At 44.5% G+C, this 17,749-nt stretch carries 13 protein-coding genes; 7 read left to right on the top strand and 6 right to left on the bottom strand.

The features are described from left to right. Nucleotides 1–2 precede the first annotated feature (2 nt). The 3 genes from ABIB50_RS24245 to ABIB50_RS24235 form a co-directional block, all read right to left on the bottom strand. Nucleotides 3–395: a group III truncated hemoglobin gene (locus ABIB50_RS24245; protein ID WP_429384080.1), complete on the bottom strand. Its 393-nt coding sequence runs from the start codon at nucleotides 393–395 to the stop codon at nucleotides 3–5. A 1-nt stretch (nucleotide 396) separates the two neighbouring features. Further along, nucleotides 397–1,752, bottom strand: coding sequence for a sensor histidine kinase (locus ABIB50_RS24240; protein ID WP_429384078.1), 1,356 nt, complete (start codon nucleotides 1,750–1,752; stop codon nucleotides 397–399). A 99-nt stretch (nucleotides 1,753–1,851) separates the two neighbouring features. Then, on the bottom strand, nucleotides 1,852–3,114 hold the full coding sequence (locus tag ABIB50_RS24235) for a BamA/TamA family outer membrane protein (protein ID WP_429384076.1): 1,263 nt from the start codon (nucleotides 3,112–3,114) through the stop codon (nucleotides 1,852–1,854). A 98-nt stretch (nucleotides 3,115–3,212) separates the two neighbouring features. On the opposite strand from ABIB50_RS24235, the gene ABIB50_RS24230 reads away from it, so the two are divergent. Further along, a complete protein-coding gene (locus ABIB50_RS24230) occupies nucleotides 3,213–4,004 on the top strand; it encodes a peptidase (RefSeq protein ID WP_429384075.1) in 792 nt (263 codons plus the stop codon). 10 nt (nucleotides 4,005–4,014) lie between these two features. Beyond that, the gene (locus ABIB50_RS24225; protein WP_429384073.1) at nucleotides 4,015–4,860 is read left to right on the top strand and encodes a transglutaminase-like domain-containing protein; all 846 of its coding nucleotides are present in this window, start codon (nucleotides 4,015–4,017) and stop codon (nucleotides 4,858–4,860) included. A 119-nt stretch (nucleotides 4,861–4,979) separates the two neighbouring features. Here the strand turns inward: ABIB50_RS24225 and ABIB50_RS24220 are convergent, their stop codons facing one another. Continuing rightward, on the bottom strand, nucleotides 4,980–8,918 hold the full coding sequence (locus ABIB50_RS24220) for a Pls/PosA family non-ribosomal peptide synthetase (protein WP_429384071.1): 3,939 nt from the start codon (nucleotides 8,916–8,918) through the stop codon (nucleotides 4,980–4,982). 145 nt (nucleotides 8,919–9,063) lie between these two features. Between ABIB50_RS24220 and ABIB50_RS24215 the strand changes: the two genes are divergently transcribed. After that, nucleotides 9,064–9,690 (top strand): 4'-phosphopantetheinyl transferase family protein, encoded by a 627-nt coding sequence (locus tag ABIB50_RS24215; RefSeq protein ID WP_429384069.1) that lies wholly within the window; start codon nucleotides 9,064–9,066, stop codon nucleotides 9,688–9,690. A gap of 78 nt (nucleotides 9,691–9,768) precedes the next feature. After that, nucleotides 9,769–10,503 (top strand): DNA-formamidopyrimidine glycosylase family protein, encoded by a 735-nt coding sequence (locus tag ABIB50_RS24210; protein WP_429384067.1) that lies wholly within the window; start codon nucleotides 9,769–9,771, stop codon nucleotides 10,501–10,503. A gap of 115 nt (nucleotides 10,504–10,618) precedes the next feature. Here the strand turns inward: ABIB50_RS24210 and ABIB50_RS24205 are convergent, their stop codons facing one another. Continuing rightward, nucleotides 10,619–12,493: a CocE/NonD family hydrolase gene (locus ABIB50_RS24205; RefSeq protein ID WP_429384065.1), complete on the bottom strand. Its 1,875-nt coding sequence runs from the start codon at nucleotides 12,491–12,493 to the stop codon at nucleotides 10,619–10,621. Nucleotides 12,494–12,671: 178 nt separating this feature from the next. On the opposite strand from ABIB50_RS24205, the gene ABIB50_RS24200 reads away from it, so the two are divergent. Continuing rightward, complete coding sequence (locus tag ABIB50_RS24200) at nucleotides 12,672–13,208, top strand: hypothetical protein (protein ID WP_429384063.1); 537 nt, start codon at nucleotides 12,672–12,674, stop codon at nucleotides 13,206–13,208. A 311-nt stretch (nucleotides 13,209–13,519) separates the two neighbouring features. Here the strand turns inward: ABIB50_RS24200 and ABIB50_RS24195 are convergent, their stop codons facing one another. Next, complete coding sequence (locus ABIB50_RS24195) at nucleotides 13,520–14,167, bottom strand: ankyrin repeat domain-containing protein (protein ID WP_429384061.1); 648 nt, start codon at nucleotides 14,165–14,167, stop codon at nucleotides 13,520–13,522. A gap of 93 nt (nucleotides 14,168–14,260) precedes the next feature. On the opposite strand from ABIB50_RS24195, the gene ABIB50_RS24190 reads away from it, so the two are divergent. Both ABIB50_RS24190 and ABIB50_RS24185 read left to right on the top strand, forming a co-directional pair. Further along, nucleotides 14,261–16,801, top strand: a complete 2,541-nt coding sequence (locus ABIB50_RS24190) for a DNA translocase FtsK 4TM domain-containing protein (RefSeq protein ID WP_429384059.1) — start codon at nucleotides 14,261–14,263, stop codon at nucleotides 16,799–16,801. 154 nt (nucleotides 16,802–16,955) lie between these two features. Further along, the gene (locus tag ABIB50_RS24185; protein WP_429384057.1) at nucleotides 16,956–17,627 is read left to right on the top strand and encodes a LolA family protein; all 672 of its coding nucleotides are present in this window, start codon (nucleotides 16,956–16,958) and stop codon (nucleotides 17,625–17,627) included. Nucleotides 17,628–17,749 lie beyond the last annotated feature (122 nt).

Here is a 17,749-nt window from a genome sequence, read left to right as displayed (position 1 = left end):
CGTTATAAAATATTTAGCGGGTTGTTACGGGCATGGGTTATCTTGGCTTCAAACAGCTCGGCCATTTTAGCGGCGCGCCATTTGGCCTCTTCGGCTTTAAGGCCGGTAAATAGTTCGTCAACAGTTTTATTGAACAGCGCCAGCCAGTTTGCAAAGTGTTCATGGCTTACCGGTAGTTTTGCATGCGGCGGAAAGGGACTGCCAAAGTAAGTATGTTCATCCAGCAAAACAGTTTGCCAGAAGCGGTACATTTTTTCTAAATGCACGGGCCAGTTATCCTGTATCCGCTCATTAAATATGGGGGCCAGCAGCGCGTCGGTCCTTATCCTTTCGTAAAAAGTATCAACCAACAATTTAATATCGGCCAGCGTTAATATTTGCGTTTGCTGTTGCATATTATGGTCGTGCCTTGGTATTACTTCTAACAGGCGTCATGTGGATGGTAAAGGTAGTCCCCTGCTTTTCGGCAGTGGTTACACTAATATCGCCGCCATGTTTTTCAACTATCTGCTTAACAATACTTAGCCCCAGCCCTACTGATTCCTCGCCTCTTATCCCCCTGCGGCTGGCTCTCGAAAAACGGTCGAAGATATAAGGCAGTATACTATCCGGGATACCCATACCAAAATCTTTCACATCAATATATATTTGCCCGTCCGCATTGCGCAGTCTAACCTCAACACGCTCACTCTCGCCCGAAAACTTAATGGCGTTGCTAATAAGGTTATCCATAACCCGCTGCATTTTTTCCATGTTGATATGGGTATAAATAGGCTTATCGGTACCGTAGTACAATATATTGGTAGGGCCGGTTTTATTTTTCGCCCACTCGTCAACTATCCTTAGCAGGTATTGGTTAATTTCCACCTCTTCAATATCAAACACACTGTCTTTGTCGTTGCTGGCGGTTTCTATCAGGTCGTTAATTATAGAGGTAGCCTTATCACATGATGTTTTGATCATTTGCAGGTTTTCCCGGTTATCGGTATCCATGGTTTTATCCCCTTCCATCATCACAGCCAGGGTACGTATGGCTGCTAACGGGTTACGCAGATCGTGAGCTACAATGCCCAATATTTCGTTTTTTAACTGGCTGGCGGTTTCAATCTCTATATTCTTTTCTTCGATAGCTTTTAGCTTTAAATAATTATCGGCACGATACGAGAACAGGTAGCGGGAAATACAAAAATATAATAGCAGTAACACAAACGATACGATATCGTTTAACATCTGCTCACTAAAATTGGGCTGATAAGATGGAATTACCAGCATAAAAATAGTGCTGGTTACCACTACTATTATAAGCGTTTCAAAATACTCAATAGTAAAAAAAACACCGGCAAGGGTTAATGCCGCTAAATACATTACCAACGTATTGCGCGGGTTATGCATGGCAAAAAATGTAACCCGCATGCCATTGGTTATTACAAACAGGGCAAATAGTATAACCAACCCATACGATAAAAAAATAACTATGCGGTTACGTTCATAATATTTAATGAGTAATAAAGCACCGAAATAAAATAACGGACTGGTTAAGGTTGATATCACGTTTGCCCTTGACAGCTCATCAACGTTTTTAATGTCATTAAAAGGCAGGTTGGTAAAAGTACCCAGTATCCGGATGCTTAAATTAAGCAGGAAGTAAATTAAACTGATGGTTTTTACGGTTCGTAGGTTTTGAAGGGTGCAATAGCTCCTAAAAGCCGCCCGACTTGCTTCAGTGATCCTTGAAAAAAAATAAACCGTCATCTAACTTATTTGGAACAGCTAATGTACAGAATCTGTTAATAATATTCCTTAAACGTGTGGGGTTATTTGCTTTAACTGTATATACAAGCAAACCCACCGTTAAAATGCTTCGCCTACATCAACAAATAATCCTCGCGAGCCCTGCCTGCCAAAACCATAATCGAAAGAAATACTGGTTTTTGATACTTTATTCAGCTTTATCCGCAAACCCGGGCCAAAGGCAGGCTGGATACTTTGCAGCCGGGTACCCGGCGCAGCCGAAAACGACTCGAAGTTGGCAAACACCACGCCGCCAAGCACACCATTTGCCGAAATCCTGAACCGGTATTCGGCCTCGCCGTAAAACATTTGCGCACCCCTGAAGCGGCCCTGTATATAGCCCCTGCCAGTTGTGGAGTTTGCGTCCCAGGCAACGCTGGGCAGGTCTAAATAACCCGGAATACCGTTTAGGATTACCCAATCAAAGTTCCAAAGTGCAATTACGTTATCAGAGCTTGCCGGGAACTTAAAGTATTTACGCACATCAACCGTAAGCGAGTGCCAGTTACTGTTGCTGCCCATGGCCTTAATGGCGCTGCGGTATTGCAAGGAAGCATAACTGCCCTTTGATGAGTTAATAGCGTTATCGCGCGAATCATAAAACATACTATACATTAAGCCTGAAGCAATGGTACGCGAGGATTTACCATATAATTCATAATCAGATACAGTTCCATTTATATTTCCTTTATCTGTTATGCTATAATGATCGTCAAACGCAAAGCCTATCCCAGCATACAAATTACCGGTGATGCGCCGGTAGGCGGTTTCATAAAACCGCATAAAGTTGAAACTCATCGGGTCATCGTTAGCTACGTTTGCGTTGCTGCCCAAGCCGAAGGTACTTTGCGGGTACACATAGAACCGATAATCACCAACGTAATTAAACTTGTTGTTTTTGCTCCAGATACTGGTTTGTACGGGGACACTAAATTGTTTGTTCTGACTGTACGAGATACTGGCCACAATAGTTGATACCCGCGAGTTTGGCCCGGTGCGAAATGCCACATTGCCCGAAAGCACCACAGCCAGTTTTGATACCAGCGTATAACCAATAGCAGGCACAATGGATATTACAGGTTTTGTGCTGATAGAATCTTCCGCCGGTTTGGTGTTTTTATGGAAAGCTTCGGCTATCAGGTCGTAAAGATCTTTTTGTGGTTTACCAGTTGGCGATAGCACTATTGTATCTCTTACCGGTTTTTTGGCGGTACTGTCTGTAAATATCTTGGCAATGGGGATTGTTCGAATGTGCTGGGCATATAGATTTTGGCTACAAAGTAGTGCAATAATTAAACCGCAAAGGGTGTAAAGTAGCCTCATTAAGTAAATGCCATATTTTTTGGTAGCTGATTGTAATGGCGTATCCGGCTAAATTAAGTTATTTTGATCAATCCTACATAAATAACAGCATAACATTTTTGGATATTTTTAAGTGTTTAGTACCCAATATTTATTTACTTTGCCATCCGTTTAACAATACTATTACTGATATGACTTATTGCCTGGGGATTAAGGTTAAAGAGGGCCTGCTTGCTATTGCCGATACACGTATTACATCCGGAACTGATACCACTGTAAAAAAGAAAATTACGATAGAACAAAAAGACGGATTTTCGCTTTTTATAATGACCAGCGGCCTACGCTCTACACGCGATAAGGCCATTGTTTATTTTAAGGAGTTATTAGAAACAACCGAATACAATAAATTATATAAAGCAGTTAATGCTTTTGGCGAGCAGATAAAGCGGGTGGTTAAAGAGGATAAGGAATCGTTAGAGAAGGCGGGGTTTAATTTTGATCTGCACAGCATAATAGGCGGCCAGTTAAAGGACGATGATGAGCATAAACTGTTCCTGCTCTATCCCGAAGGTAACTGGGTTGAACTTGGACAGGGCGCGCCGTTTATCATTATAGGTAATTCGGGCCACGGTAAGCCTATTTTAAACCGTATTTTAAACGAGAACTCGACATTGAAGCTGGCGCTTAAGGTTGGATTTTTATCGTTCGACTCGACCCGTGTAAGCTCAAACAATGTCGATTTCCCTATTGATGTGGCTATCTATAAAAAAGACAGCTTTAACATCATAGAACAACGCTATGAAAAAAAAGACCTGGAAGTTATTTCGACCCAATGGGCCGAGGAGCTAAAGGCAGCATTAGAGCATGTATCTGAAGATTGGATAAATGTAGCATTTGATAAACTAACATAAACAACACCCTATGAAATTCAATGTATTCACCGAAATGGAGTATGTAGTGAAGTCGGCGAGTACATTGATACTAAACATCAATGCTTTACGAACCCAGCACCAAACGGTATTAAGCGAAGAGTTTACTATTGATCCTTATATTAAAACCGAGGAACTGCCGGCAACTGCCGGCGAGAACCGGATGGTTAGATTTGAGGTTGACAAACCCCAAACTATAAAAGTAACTTACAAAGCAACGGTTGATAATCATTATAAAACCGTGGATTACGAAGGGCTGTATGAAACCGCGGTAGCGCAGTTTGACCATAGTATTATCCCCTATCTGTACCCAAGCCGCTATTGCCAGTCGGACAAGTTATACCGCCTGGCTAATGATATGTTTGGCAATATTGTAAACCCGTTTACCAAAGTTATAGCTATTACAGACTGGATCTATTGGCATGTTGAGTATCTGAGCGGATCAACCAATTCAGAAACATCAGCCTTTGATACCGTTACCGAGCGGCAGGGCGTTTGCCGTGACTTTGCTCACTTAGGCATTGCTCTGTGCCGCGCTTTAACCATACCTGCCCGATATTTTACCGGCTATGCCTACCAACTGCAACCGCCGGATTTCCATGCCTGCTTCGAGGCTTATATTAGCGGCGAATGGATATTGTTTGATGCTACCAAACTTATACCGCTAAATGGCATGGTTAAAATAGCTACCGGCCGTGACGCGGCTGATACAGCTATCGCCAACATCTTTGGCGATGCTGATCTTACCTCGATCGTAGTAAGCTGTGAACCTGCCGAAGACGGCTTTGAAGCCTTTAATTACGGACCTGTGGATTATAAGGGGATATCGTATTTATAACCACCTTAGCCCCCTAAAGGGGGTACCGGATAGTATAAAGAAACAGTGCCGCGGTATTTGCCACGGCACTCTTATACGTATTAATTTAGTTTTTCAAAAGTACCCCCTTTAGGGGAGATTTAGATGGGTTTCACCGGGCTACCAATCCAATCTGTGCCCGGCGACAATCGCTCGTCCTTCATTACTAAGGACAAAGCTTCAATGCGGGTATCATCGCCCAGCTCACTGTCATACAAAATAATAGTACCTGCGCCAACGCTGCTGCGGGCGCCTATTTTAACAGGTCCTACCTTCATTACCCTGTCTTCAAATAAATGCGTTTGCGGGCCGCAATCCTGGTTCAAAGCGGCATCATCACCTATCGCCACCATGTCAAATTCAGTGATGTCGGTAGTATTCAAAAATACACGCTTACCAATTTTTACGCCCATCAAGCGCAATACAGGCGGCAGGAATGGTGTACCCTGTAAATAATCCAGCAGGAACGGGATAGCCAATGCTTCGTAAGTTGAGGTAACAGCCTCGCTTTTCCATACCGCCCAGCTCCACATGGGTTTTTGCTGCGCCTTGTACTTGCCTATAAACACCCACTTTAACACCAGCGGAACCAGGAACGCCGGGATCCCCATAAAAAACAAGTAATAGAACGGAAACAGGATGATTATCTTCCACAACGGATTGTCAACCAACAAGTCATGCGCATAGGCAATGAAGAAGATGGAGAAACAAATTATGGCGCTCTCTGGCAATATAATGCGGATAAACTCCACCAACCCACGCGCAAACTTTTTAGCATTACTTGGGTAAAGCGTTAACTCCTCGCCAAACGGGGTGCTCTCCTGCCTGCGCGGCAACGGAATAGCAGGCGAGCCAAACCAATCTCTTGCATTGCTGTCTTTCAATTGCTGCTCATCCGGCGGGGTTGAAAGTACGCCTATCAGCATATCGCTTCCTAAATTATAGCCTTGCGGGATCAGTGCGCTGTTGCCCACAAAGCTTTTATTGCCGATTGTAGTTTTACTTAAAATCAGCTGTTGCGCACGGATGTCGGCTTCGCCCAAAGTAACGGCATCGGCAACAAAAGCGCCGTCGCCAATTTCTAAAAGCGGGTGGGTTACACTGCTGGCGGTTGAGATCTCGGTATTCTTACCAATTTTAGCGCCCAACAATCTAAAGTACGATGCCACATAAACCGTAGCATAAATAGGGTGTATTACAATCAGGCTTAATGACATTAGTTGATCTGCAAACCATTTGCGCACATAAAATATACTGTAAACCGAATATTTACCGGGCTTTATTTTGTATTGCAGTAATCGCGTAAGCAAAATAGTTTCGGCCATAAATAACAGGATGTATAGTATGGCCAACAGGGGCACATGCATCATATAGGCAAAGTTGTAATCGTCGGCGGCGTTGTCTAAATTATTTATGGTGATAATGGTAGGCAGCAGCGGTAACAGAATTATGAACGGAAACACCATCATACAGCCAATAAATACCAGCTTGTATTTGCGGCGGGTAAACGCTGATACCGGCACGGGGTGCGGCAGCTCTTCAATATTTTTGGTCTCTACAAATTGTGCGGGGCTGCCTTTCCAAACCTCGCCGGTTTTAATGGTTTTGCCTGCCGGAAGAAAACTTAAATCCTGCAACTCACCCCAGGCGTCTATTTTTGTTTCGCCGGAGATACTGGCGCTGCTGCCAATGTAAGCATGATCGCCAATATGGATACGGCGCAGTTTAAGCAGGCCGTTCTCGACAATAGCATTGTTCAGGTTAGTTTGCGAGCTTAGGCTTACATCGCTGCCAATGGTTATCAAATCTTCGGCGCCAAAAGCAAAATCGCTTATCTGTGCATCCGGGGCAATTTTAATACCCAGCCAGCGCAGGTAAACCGGGTATAACGGCGTGCCATTTAAAAACTGTGCGGGCAGTAAACGCTGCATAGCCTTTACAAACCACCATCTAAAATAGTAGCCTCCCCATAGCGGGTAATCGCCTTCCTTCATCTTGCCTATCACCAGCCATTTAGCGCCTATGGACAGCACTGTAAATATCGGCGGGATAAATGAGAACAGCACCAACGAGGTAATAATGGCATACAGCACATTTTCCGTCTCTACATTAACATAATAATAACCCAGGTAGGGTATAAATATCTGGAAGGCAAAAAGCCCGTATATCAGCAATAATGAGATCGCCTGGCCTACCCCGCAAAGCAGGTAACGATAAAGCGGCGGTTTATTATAAGATTTTTTAGGTTTGGGTTTAACATCCGGCTGTTTTTCCCATACGGATATCAGGTTACTTAGCGGGCGGTTGATATAAATGTCTTTTAATGACGCGCCGGGCAAATTGGCGTCGCGGCGCAATTGCGACACAAAGCCGGCCGCCAATAAAGAGTGGCCGCCCAGGTCGTCGAAGAAATCCATTTCAGGCGTAATGTCTTTATTGGGGAAGATACCACGCAGCACTGCTAAAATCCTGTCAGCAGCCGGGGCATTCAAATCCAGCGCGGCCTGCGTACCATCTGTTGCAGCCAAGAAAGATTCGGGCACAGGTAAAGCTTTACGGTTTATTTTACCGCTTGGCATCCTTGGCATTTCATCAACTTTAATAATAGTACCGGGTACCATGTATGATGGCAGTGTTTTAGCCAGCTCAATGCGGAAAAGGTTCTCCTCAATCTCATTAATACCATCCATCACCACATAACCCACCAGTTGATCCTGCCCGTTGCCATCCTTTTTTATAGCCACTACAGCCGATGCTACACCGGTTATATTATTCAGGCGCACTTCTATCTCACCCAGCTCAATACGGTAGCCACGCAGCTTTATCTGGTCGTCAAAACGGCCGTGCAAATCAACGGTACCATCAGCCAGTATAGCCGCGGCATCGCCTGTACGGTATACCATATCTCCCGGCAAAACATCCAGCGATTTTGGCTTGGGCACAAATTTCTGTTTGGTTAGCTCGGGCAGCTTAACATAGCCGGTAGCGACACCCGGGCCGGTAATAATCAGTTCGCCCTCCTCGCCTATCGGCACCAGGTTAAGGTCCTTATCAACAACGGCAAGGTTATAGTTGGGCAGCGGGTCGCCTATGATGATTTTATCGCCGGCGTTTAACGGCGCTATTGTGGCGGTAACGGTTGTTTCGGTAGGGCCATAGCTGTTGTAAAAATCAATGCCAGGCCTTGCCCATTTGGCTAATACCTGTGGTGTACAGGCCTCGCCGCCAGCGTTTACCAACCGCAGTGAATTTTCGCTGTCATCCATCACAGCCAATAAGCTGGGTACGGCGTGCAGTATGGTTATTCTTTCGTTCCGGATAACATCACCCAGCTCATCAATAGCTTTTGAGGTGGTATTGTCTGACACCCAAATAGTAGCGCCGGCAAAATAGCTTATCCAGGTTTCTTCGCACCACATATCAAACGATACCGAGAAACCCTGGTACACTTTATCTGTCTCCCTGATATCAAAAACCACCTGCTCTGACCGTACCAGATGACAAATTTGTTTCTGGCTGATGGGGATTCCCTTTGGCTTACCGGTACTACCCGATGTATAAAGTACATACGCAACATCATCAGGCTGCGGGCCCTTAGGTATTTTAACAGCGTCGGCTATCGACGGCATGGGTGGCACCAATAACCGCGGGCAGGGTGAGTTTAATTTTTGTAAGCTGAAGATGCCGTCAGCTTCTACCTCATCTAATATCAACTCGACGCGTTCGGCGGGGATTTCCCGGTCAACCGGCACGTAGGTTGCACCACTTTTTACTATGCCTAAAATAGCTACATGCAGCTCTAAGCCGCGCTGCCACCATACACCTACCTTGCTGCCACGTGCTATGCCTTTTTTGTTGAGGTAGTGCGCTACGGCGTTGCTCCATCGGTCCAGTTCGGCGTAGGTAAGAGCTTGATCATGAAAGATTAATGCCGTTTTATCAGGATGCAGTTTTGCGCTTTCGACAAATAAGCTCGCCAACGTTTCCTGGCGGATCAGATCCGGCCTGTCGGCTCCGAGCACAATACTCAGTGAATTCATATTAAATTATATAGTTACTTTAGGGGTACGGTTTATAATTGGACCAGGTTTAACTATGCTCAATAGTAAGCATTGTTTTGAGTATATCTGATGAAATAAAACATATATGGTTTAGCCAACTTATAATGAAACAATATTATTACAAATGATAGTTTGTTACCACACGGAAATACGGGAACCATGGACCAGTAATGAGCTGGAACAAAAGCTGGCGCTTATCCCCGAAGGGATAAAACAAAAGATACTATTGAAAAAAAAACACCTTGATGTACAGCTATCTACCAGCGGCAACCTGTTAATTTTAGAACTGTTAAAGTATTTTAAAACAGACCTTACCCTTGCCGAAATTGCTTATAACGATTACCAGCGGCCCTATTTTAATGACGGGTTTGATTTTAATATATCACACTCGGGCAACAGGGTAATTGCCTGCGCCACGTTAACCGGTAAAGTGGGTATCGACATTGAGTTAATGAAGCCGGTGGACCTGAACTATGACGATTACTTTACCCCTGCCGAACAACAACATATCCGCGCAGCGCAAAACCCCAACGTTGAGTTCTCCAAATACTGGACACGAAAAGAGGCCGTGCTAAAAGCTGTGGGTACAGGTGTACACACACCTTTATTGGATATTGATGTGTCTGCGGATGAGGTTAGTTATCAGGGTGAAACTTATTTCTTATCGGCAATTGATATTGATCCCAACTATAGCGGTTGTATAGCACATACAGTTAAGCAGAAAATTACTATTGAAAAACTGTCGGTTTAATCACTAAATCCGAAGTTGTAATTCGAAATCTCCAATCAAACATGGCTTAATCTTTGCATTAATTTACAAAACAAAACCATGCCCGAAGGACCATCCATTTTAATATTAAAAGAAAAACTACTGCAGTTTAAAGGCAAAAAAGTGCTTGATGCCAATGGCTACGCAAAAGGTTTTGATGCTGAAATGCTGATTGGTAAAACGCTGAAGAATATTAAGACCTGGGGCAAGCATACGCTGCTGGTTTTCCCGAAGTTTGCGGTGCGGGTGCACCTGATGTTATTTGGATCATACTATATTAACGACCGGCCAAAAAAGAATGCCTCGCTGCACATGCAGTTTAGTAATGGCGAGGTTAATTTTTCTATCAGTTCCATTAAGTTGATTGACGAACCACTGGATGAGGTTTATGACTGGTCGGCTGATATTATGAGTAAGAAATGGGATAGTGATAAAGCCCTAACCAAACTAAAAGCCAAACCAAAAATGATGATCTGCGATGCGTTGCTGGATCAGAAGATCTTTTCGGGCTCGGGCAATATCATTAAAAACGAATCGCTATTTAAGGCGAAATTACACCCTGAAAGTATTATTGCCGAAATACCTGATGATAAACTTAAAGACCTGATAGCGGAAGTAGTTAAATTTAGCGGCGAGTTTTTAAAATACCGCAAAGCGGGTATACTTACCAAAAACCTGCAGGCTTATGAGAAGGATATTTGCCCGCGCAACCTTATCCCCTTCCATAAAACAGATACCGGTAAAACAAAAAGGCATTCCTACTATTGCGAGAAGTGCCAAGTGTTGTTTGATTAACCCCTCCCAACCCTACCCGGCAGGGAGGGCATTTTAAAACGGAGCGAATTTGTGTTTGCATGCCATAGGGCATAAATATCAAGTCTCCCCTACCGGGGGAGATTTAGAGGGGGCTTTACTCCACCACCCTAACTTTCAAAAAGCTTGGATGCTGTTTTGAGGTATAGATTTTATGCGTCGCGGTTTTAAAGTCCCTTTCGCTGGCTTTGTTAATGTTTAAAAAAGTTTGCGGGTTGCGGTCTATCAGCGGGAACCAGGTACTTTGTACCTGTACCATAATTTTATGGCCCTTTTTAAACGTATGCAACACATCCTGCAACTCAAAATTAACAGGTGTTACCTGGCCCGGTACAAATGGCTCGGGTTTATCAAACGCGTTGCGGTATTTGCCGCGGATAGGTTCGCTGCGTACCATTTGCTGGTAGCCCGCCATTTTTACACCCGGAGCGCTAAATTTATTGTTTGATGCGGTATCCGGATAAACATCCAGCACTTTAACTACAAAATCTGCATCAGTGCCGGTGGTGGCTACTTTAAGATTTGCCCAAATGTTGCCGGCTATAGTAACGTCTTTATCCAATACTTCGGTTTGATAACTTAATACATCTTTACGATCGGCTAAAAAGCGTTGGTCGGCGGTCATATACTCGCGCTGCATATCCATGGTTTTATTCCTGTCGGCCACAAAGGGAACAGGGTTGTTTGGGTCCGACACGTATTCATCAAAATTATCTTTACCTGCGGCAGGTGCTGTAAACGATAGCTTGCCACCCGGTAAAAAGTATAGTTGCTTATCTACGGTATTACGCGGCGGCCATACATCATAACTTTTCCATTTGTTAACTCCTGTTTGGAAAGCCGATATTTTAGGTATGGCCATAGCTGTGCCTTTTAAATAATGACTAAAAAACTTATATTCAATATCATCGCGGTAATGCGGGCCTTGCGGGCCGCCAAAATCAACGTCGCCTAAGTGATCGCCCGGGCCACGCGCCCAGCCGCCGTGTACAAACGGCCCCATGGCAAAATACACATGGCCGTTAGTTGGGTTCTTGTTAACCAAAGTTTTATATGTATTGATAGCACCGTACAGATCCTCAGCATCATACCAACCACCGGTAACCAGTACCGCGGTTTTAATATCATGCAAATGGGTTAGTACGTTCCTGTCTTTCCAGTGCTGGTCGTAATCCGGGTGATCCAGCAACTCGTTCCACAGGCGGATGGTATCTTTATAATATTTGGCATTGGTGTTCTTCATCGGCCCCATCTTCATAAAGAAATCGTAGCCGTCATCAGTTCCCGCACTAAAACGGCCACCACGGCGCTGAGTAGGTTTATCATCCTGCCTGTTAGTAAAACCAGGATAGAAACCAAAATTGGCCACTAAAAAGAAAGCGCCGTTATGCCAGCCGTCATCGCGCCATAAATCGGCAATTGGTGCCTGCGGCGATGCGGCAACTAAAGCGGGGTGGCGGCTCAACAAAGCAGTGGTAGTATAAAAGCCGGGATAAGAAATACCCCAAACACCTACCTTGCCATTGTTGTTGGGTACGTTTTTAAGCAGCCAGTCTATAGTGTCGTAAGTGTCGGTGCCTTCATCAACGTCCTTGTTGGTTTGGTGCACTTCCAATTCGGGGGTCATTTCTTCATAGATTCCCTCGCTCATGTAACGGCCGCGCACATCCTGGTAAACAAAAATATACCCATCATGCACAAACTGCGATGACGGGCCAAGCGATGTTTTAAGTGCTTCGCCATAAGGCGCCACGCTGTAACAGGTACGATCCATCATAAACGGATATTTCTTAGACTGATCTTTAGGTACATATACCGATGTGAACAGCTTCTTGCCATCGCGCATGGGTACCTGGTATTCAAACTTGGTGTAGTTGGTTTTAATGTATTCGGCATCAGGGCCAGGCATGCCAACCTGTGCAGCGGCATTTAGCGATACCGCTGTCAAAATAAAAAAGATCAGTTTCTTCATATATAAAATTAAGTCCTGAAAATACTGATTTTAGCTATGGGTTCAAAATCACGAATACCTGTGTAAAAGGCTTATGTCCTCACAATCAGCAGCTATGAAAAATATTTTTATAAAATGTATCATTTTTGTTACGCTTATATTGTAGCTTTATATTACCAATTAGTAGGAGGTCCGGATTATGAAAAAAGCACTAATGTTTTTCGTGTTGGCTTTTGGTATAATAGTGGCAAAAGCCCAATGCCCCATCAATGAAATTTTAACCACCAAAGACCCGCAAACCATTGCCGGCCTGATTGAAACAAACACCGACTGTATAAAGCAATCGCTGACGCAGAACCCCGAGTACCAAAGTTTTAGGGTGTATGTAGATTATTTGTACAATACATCGGCCCCGTGGATCTATCACACCAACTTGCAGAAAGAACAATTATTTGAAGATTTTTATAAAACCTGGGGTAAAGCTTATCCAACCATGAGCTCGGCCACACCGGCTAACCCAGAATTTTACGCCGCTGTAAAAGCCATGGTAGCTGCTGATCCATTATTTTTTAAACAGAAAAAAGAAACTAAAGTGCCCATAAAATACCAGCAATGGCTATACGTAAAACACCTGGTTGCAAAATATGGCGAACGTAACGTTACGCTTTTAGCTAACGCGACATCAAAAATTGCCAACCTGGCAACAGCCAATTACGCGGCATTTGTATCTAATTAACCCCCTGAACTTACCCGGGTTGTACCGGGTAGGTGTTTTTAAAGGTTAGTAAAAGCGACGGGTGTTGGGCCCGTCGCTTTTTTTGTTTTGAAGGATCAAGTTTGTTGGGGGTGAGCAATGCACGCCGTTGACTCACCCCGCGGCTCTTCGAGCGCGACCCTCTCTTCGCTGCGCGGAAAGAGGTTTTTTCTAATTTTTATAGGATATTTTTTGTTTATAAGTACCCTCTTTCCGCCAAAGGCGAAGAGAGGGTCGCGCTCGCCGTAGGCGGGCCGCGGGGTGAGTCCACCGCGCGGTTTCGAAAAGGCCTTCTACCCCAATATCTCCGCTATCTCATCAAACCCTTTTTCGCGGGCCAGATCGGTAGGTAGTTTGCCGCCTTCCATCCGGATATCAGTTTGCGCGCCGTGTTCGAGTAGCAGTATAAGCAGTTCCAAATTACCATTTTGTGCTGCCGAGTGCAGCGGCGTTGCACCTGCCTGTTGTTTGATATTTACCTGCGCCCCATTTTCAACAAGCATCCGGGCAATATCAGTATAATTACCGGCCGCTGCCGAGTGCAGCGGGAATACGTTAAAACCATTGTTCGACGGCAGATTAACATCCGCGCCTTTTAATACCAGGTAACGGGCAACTTCAAAATGTCCAAAGTAACAGGCCAGCCCTAATGGGGTAAAGCCATCATCAGCATAATTATTTAACGCGTCGGGGTGGTTAAATACCAGGTGGGCCACTACATCAAACTTACCGGCGGCCGATGCCTCAAACAGGTTAAGATCTTCAATATACTTTAAAAGCAATGCGGTAACCTCTGGCTTTTTGTAGTAGCACGACAGCATTAGCGGCGATACCTTATGGCTTGTGGTGGCGGTTGCCAGTGCGGGGTTTTGCGTCAATAAATTATCAAGGCCGGTCAAATCACCGTCGGTAATAAACTGTTCCAGTTGTTCTACGCTCATTAATGTCAATATTACTAAAAAATTAAAAATTAAAATGCATAGTTGTTTAATCTGTGTAACTTTATATTTGCACAACACTACTGTTACATAGGGATGCCGGTTAAAGGAAATCAGTTTAAATCAAATAGTTTTAAAGAGGAGAATCTGCCTCGCCAATCTTCAGAAAAAGGTTCAAGGGAACGGCCCTCAAAGCCAAAAGCAGAACGTATGCCGGTATTCGACCTGGCCGACGGGCGCCTGGTAAAAATTGCGGGCCTGTTTTGCCTGTTGTTATCACTATTCTTTTTAATTGCTTTTACCTCATACCTGTTTACCTGGCAGCAGGACCAAAGCTATGTATCGGCAGCAAACGGCGGCTGGCATAACCTGTTTACCAGCCAGGCCGAACTTAAATTAAAAGGCGTCGACCCGGTTGAAAACTGGCTGGGCAAGTTTGGCGCGTTGCTATCGCACCAGTTTATTTTCGAGTGGTTTGGTGTGGCGTCCTTTTTGTTTGTGTTTGTATTTTTTGTGATAGGCTACCGTATGCTTTTCAAAGTGAAGCTTTTCTCGGTGATCCGGACGTTGGGCTATTCGCTTTTCGGGTTGATATTTATATCGGTAACGCTGGGTTTTATACATGCTTTTATTGATGATAGTCCCCATTTTTTAGAAGGTGGATTTGGCTATTGGACCAACCGTTTGTTAGACGTACAGATAGGCCAAACCGGTACTGCCGGCTTGCTGGCATTTGCGGCCCTTACCACTTTAATCATCGCCTATAATATTGATTTTAAATTACCACAACGCAAGCCTAAAGAAGCTGCAATGGATGGTGCTGATGAAGACACTCCACTCCCATTCTCAAGAGAGCCGGTAGCGTTGGTTGACGAAGAAATATCTCACCCTGTTGAGTGGCCAAAGGGTAATAACGTAATTAAACCCGAGGCGTTTACCAATCAGCCTTTAACGCCTGAGCCAAGTTTCCATGAAACGGTAGTATTAACGCCCGATGATGAGAACGTTGACCCTGATATGGGTGAAGATATCCCGTTAACCTTAGAAACCGAGCGCCCAAGTCCGGTGCTAAACGTTGAAAAATCAGACGATGATAAAGCCAAAGCCTTGGTTGAGCAATTTGGCACGTATGATCATAAGCTCGACCTGGCATCGTATAAATATCCTACCCTTAACTTACTGGAGGAATATGGCACCGGCAAAATAGCTGTAAACTCTGAAGAGCTGGAAGCCAACAAAAACAAAATTGTTGAAACGCTTAACCATTATAATATCGAGATCGATAAGATCAAAGCTACAATCGGGCCAACTGTTACCCTGTATGAAATTATACCGGCCCCCGGTGTGCGCATCTCCAAGATCAAGAACCTGGAGGATGATATCGCGCTTAGCTTAGCGGCTTTGGGTATCCGTATTATAGCCCCTATGCCGGGCAAAGGCACCATCGGGATAGAAGTACCCAACCAGAACCCCGAAATGGTTTCTATGCGCTCTATTTTGGCTACAGAGAAGTTCCAGAACACTACTATGGACCTGCCCATTGCCTTAGGTAAAACCATATCCAACGAAGTATTTATTGCCGATTTGGCCAAGATGCCCCACCTGCTGGTTGCGGGCGCTACCGGCCAGGGTAAATCGGTTGGTATTAATGCGATATTGGTATCGTTACTATATAAAAAGCATCCTTCCGAATTGAAATTTGTATTAGTAGATCCAAAGAAGGTAGAGTTAACGCTGTTCCGCAAAATAGAGCGCCACTTCCTGGCTAAATTGCCTGATGAAGCTGATGCGATCATTACCGATACCAAGAAAGTGGTTAACACGCTTAACTCGCTTTGTATTGAGATGGATCAGCGTTATGACTTGCTGAAGGATGCGCAGGTACGTAATTTAAAAGAGTATAACGCCAAATTTGTAAACCGTAAAATAGCCGACCCGGAGAAACACCGCTACCTGCCGTTTATTGTGTTGGTGATTGACGAGTTTGCCGATTTAATGATGACCGCCGGTAAAGAGGTTGAGCAGCCAATAGCACGTATAGCGCAGCTGGCACGTGCGGTGGGCATCCACCTGGTTATTGCTACGCAAAGGCCGTCGGTTAATATTATTACGGGTACCATTAAAGCCAACTTCCCGTCAAGGCTGGCGTTTAGGGTATTGTCAAAGATAGACTCGCGTACCATATTGGATGCCGGCGGTGCCGATCAATTAATTGGCCGGGGCGATATGTTATTCTCAACCGGTAGTGATCTTATCCGCCTGCAATGCGCGTTTGTTGATACGCCTGAAGTTGAACGCATTTCGGACTTTATTGGTAACCAGCGCGGCTACCCTACTGCCATGCTCTTACCTGAATATGTTGGCGAAGGCGAAAGCAGCAGCAGCAAAGAATTTGACGCTAACGACCGCGACCCGATGTTTGAGGAAGCGGCCCGCCTGATAGTAATGCACCAGCAGGGCTCAACCTCATTGATACAGCGTAAGCTAAAACTGGGCTATAACCGCGCAGGCCGCATTATCGACCAGTTAGAGGGCGCAGGTATTGTCGGCCCGTTTGAAGGCAGCAAAGCCCGCGAGGTGCTGTATCCTGATGAATATTCGTTAATGCAGTATCTGGATACGTTGGATAAGGCGTAATTACACATTTTGTCATTTCGACCAACGGGAGAAATCTATACAAACGCTAAGCAAGAAGACTGTCAATGTATAGATCTCTCGCTATGCTCGGGATGACAAGTTTATTAAATTAAATTTTCACTAAACATTTTGGAGGTTATCACGTCATACCAACATGAAAAAATTATTCTTCTATACCCTATTTTTATTAACCGCCACCCACACCTTCGCACAAAAAGACGCGGCGGCAAAAACTATTTTAAGCCAGGTGAGCCAGAAGTACCGGTCGTACCCAATCATAAAAAGCAATTTTAGTTTTACCATTGATAACCAGCAGGCGGGCATGAAAGAAACCCGCAACGGTATGCTGATAACACAATCTAAAACCAATAAATACAAAATATCCATATACGCTGCCGGTAGCAAGGCCGATGTTGAGCAGGAAATAATAAACGATGGCAAAAGCCAGTGGACCTATCTAAAAAAAGATAAAGAGGTACAATTAAGCGATGCCAAAGCTGGTGCCGATGGCTTTAATCCGGCAAAGATCTTCACCATGTATGAGCGTGGCTACAAATACCTGTACACCGGCGACCAGAAAATTGCCGGCAAGGTTTACCAGGCTATTGACCTTAGCCCCGAGGACAACAAGCAACAATTCTTTAAAATAAGGCTGCTGATAGACAAGGTAAAAAAGCAGATCTACAGCGCGCTGGTGTTTGATAAAAGCGGCAGTAAGTACACCTATACTATCAGTAATTTAACAACGCCTGCCAATGTGCCTGCAAGCACCTTTACGTTTAATGCTAAGGCACACCCAGGTGTTGAGGTAGTGAATTTGAAATAGTCTTACTAAAGACAGAGTTTTGATTTACAAAGCATTATCACCAACTTAGTAGTACCAATGCTAAATCTTGCGCGCTATGAGGAAATTGCTGTTGATATTCTTTTGGATACTTTTGGCTTCAG

The organism is Mucilaginibacter sp. UYCu711, from assembly GCF_050433825.1.
In the GTDB taxonomy this organism is placed as follows: domain Bacteria; phylum Bacteroidota; class Bacteroidia; order Sphingobacteriales; family Sphingobacteriaceae; genus Mucilaginibacter.
Note: the sequence above shows the minus strand (reverse complement) of the source record. Positions and strands in the feature narration are given on the sequence as shown.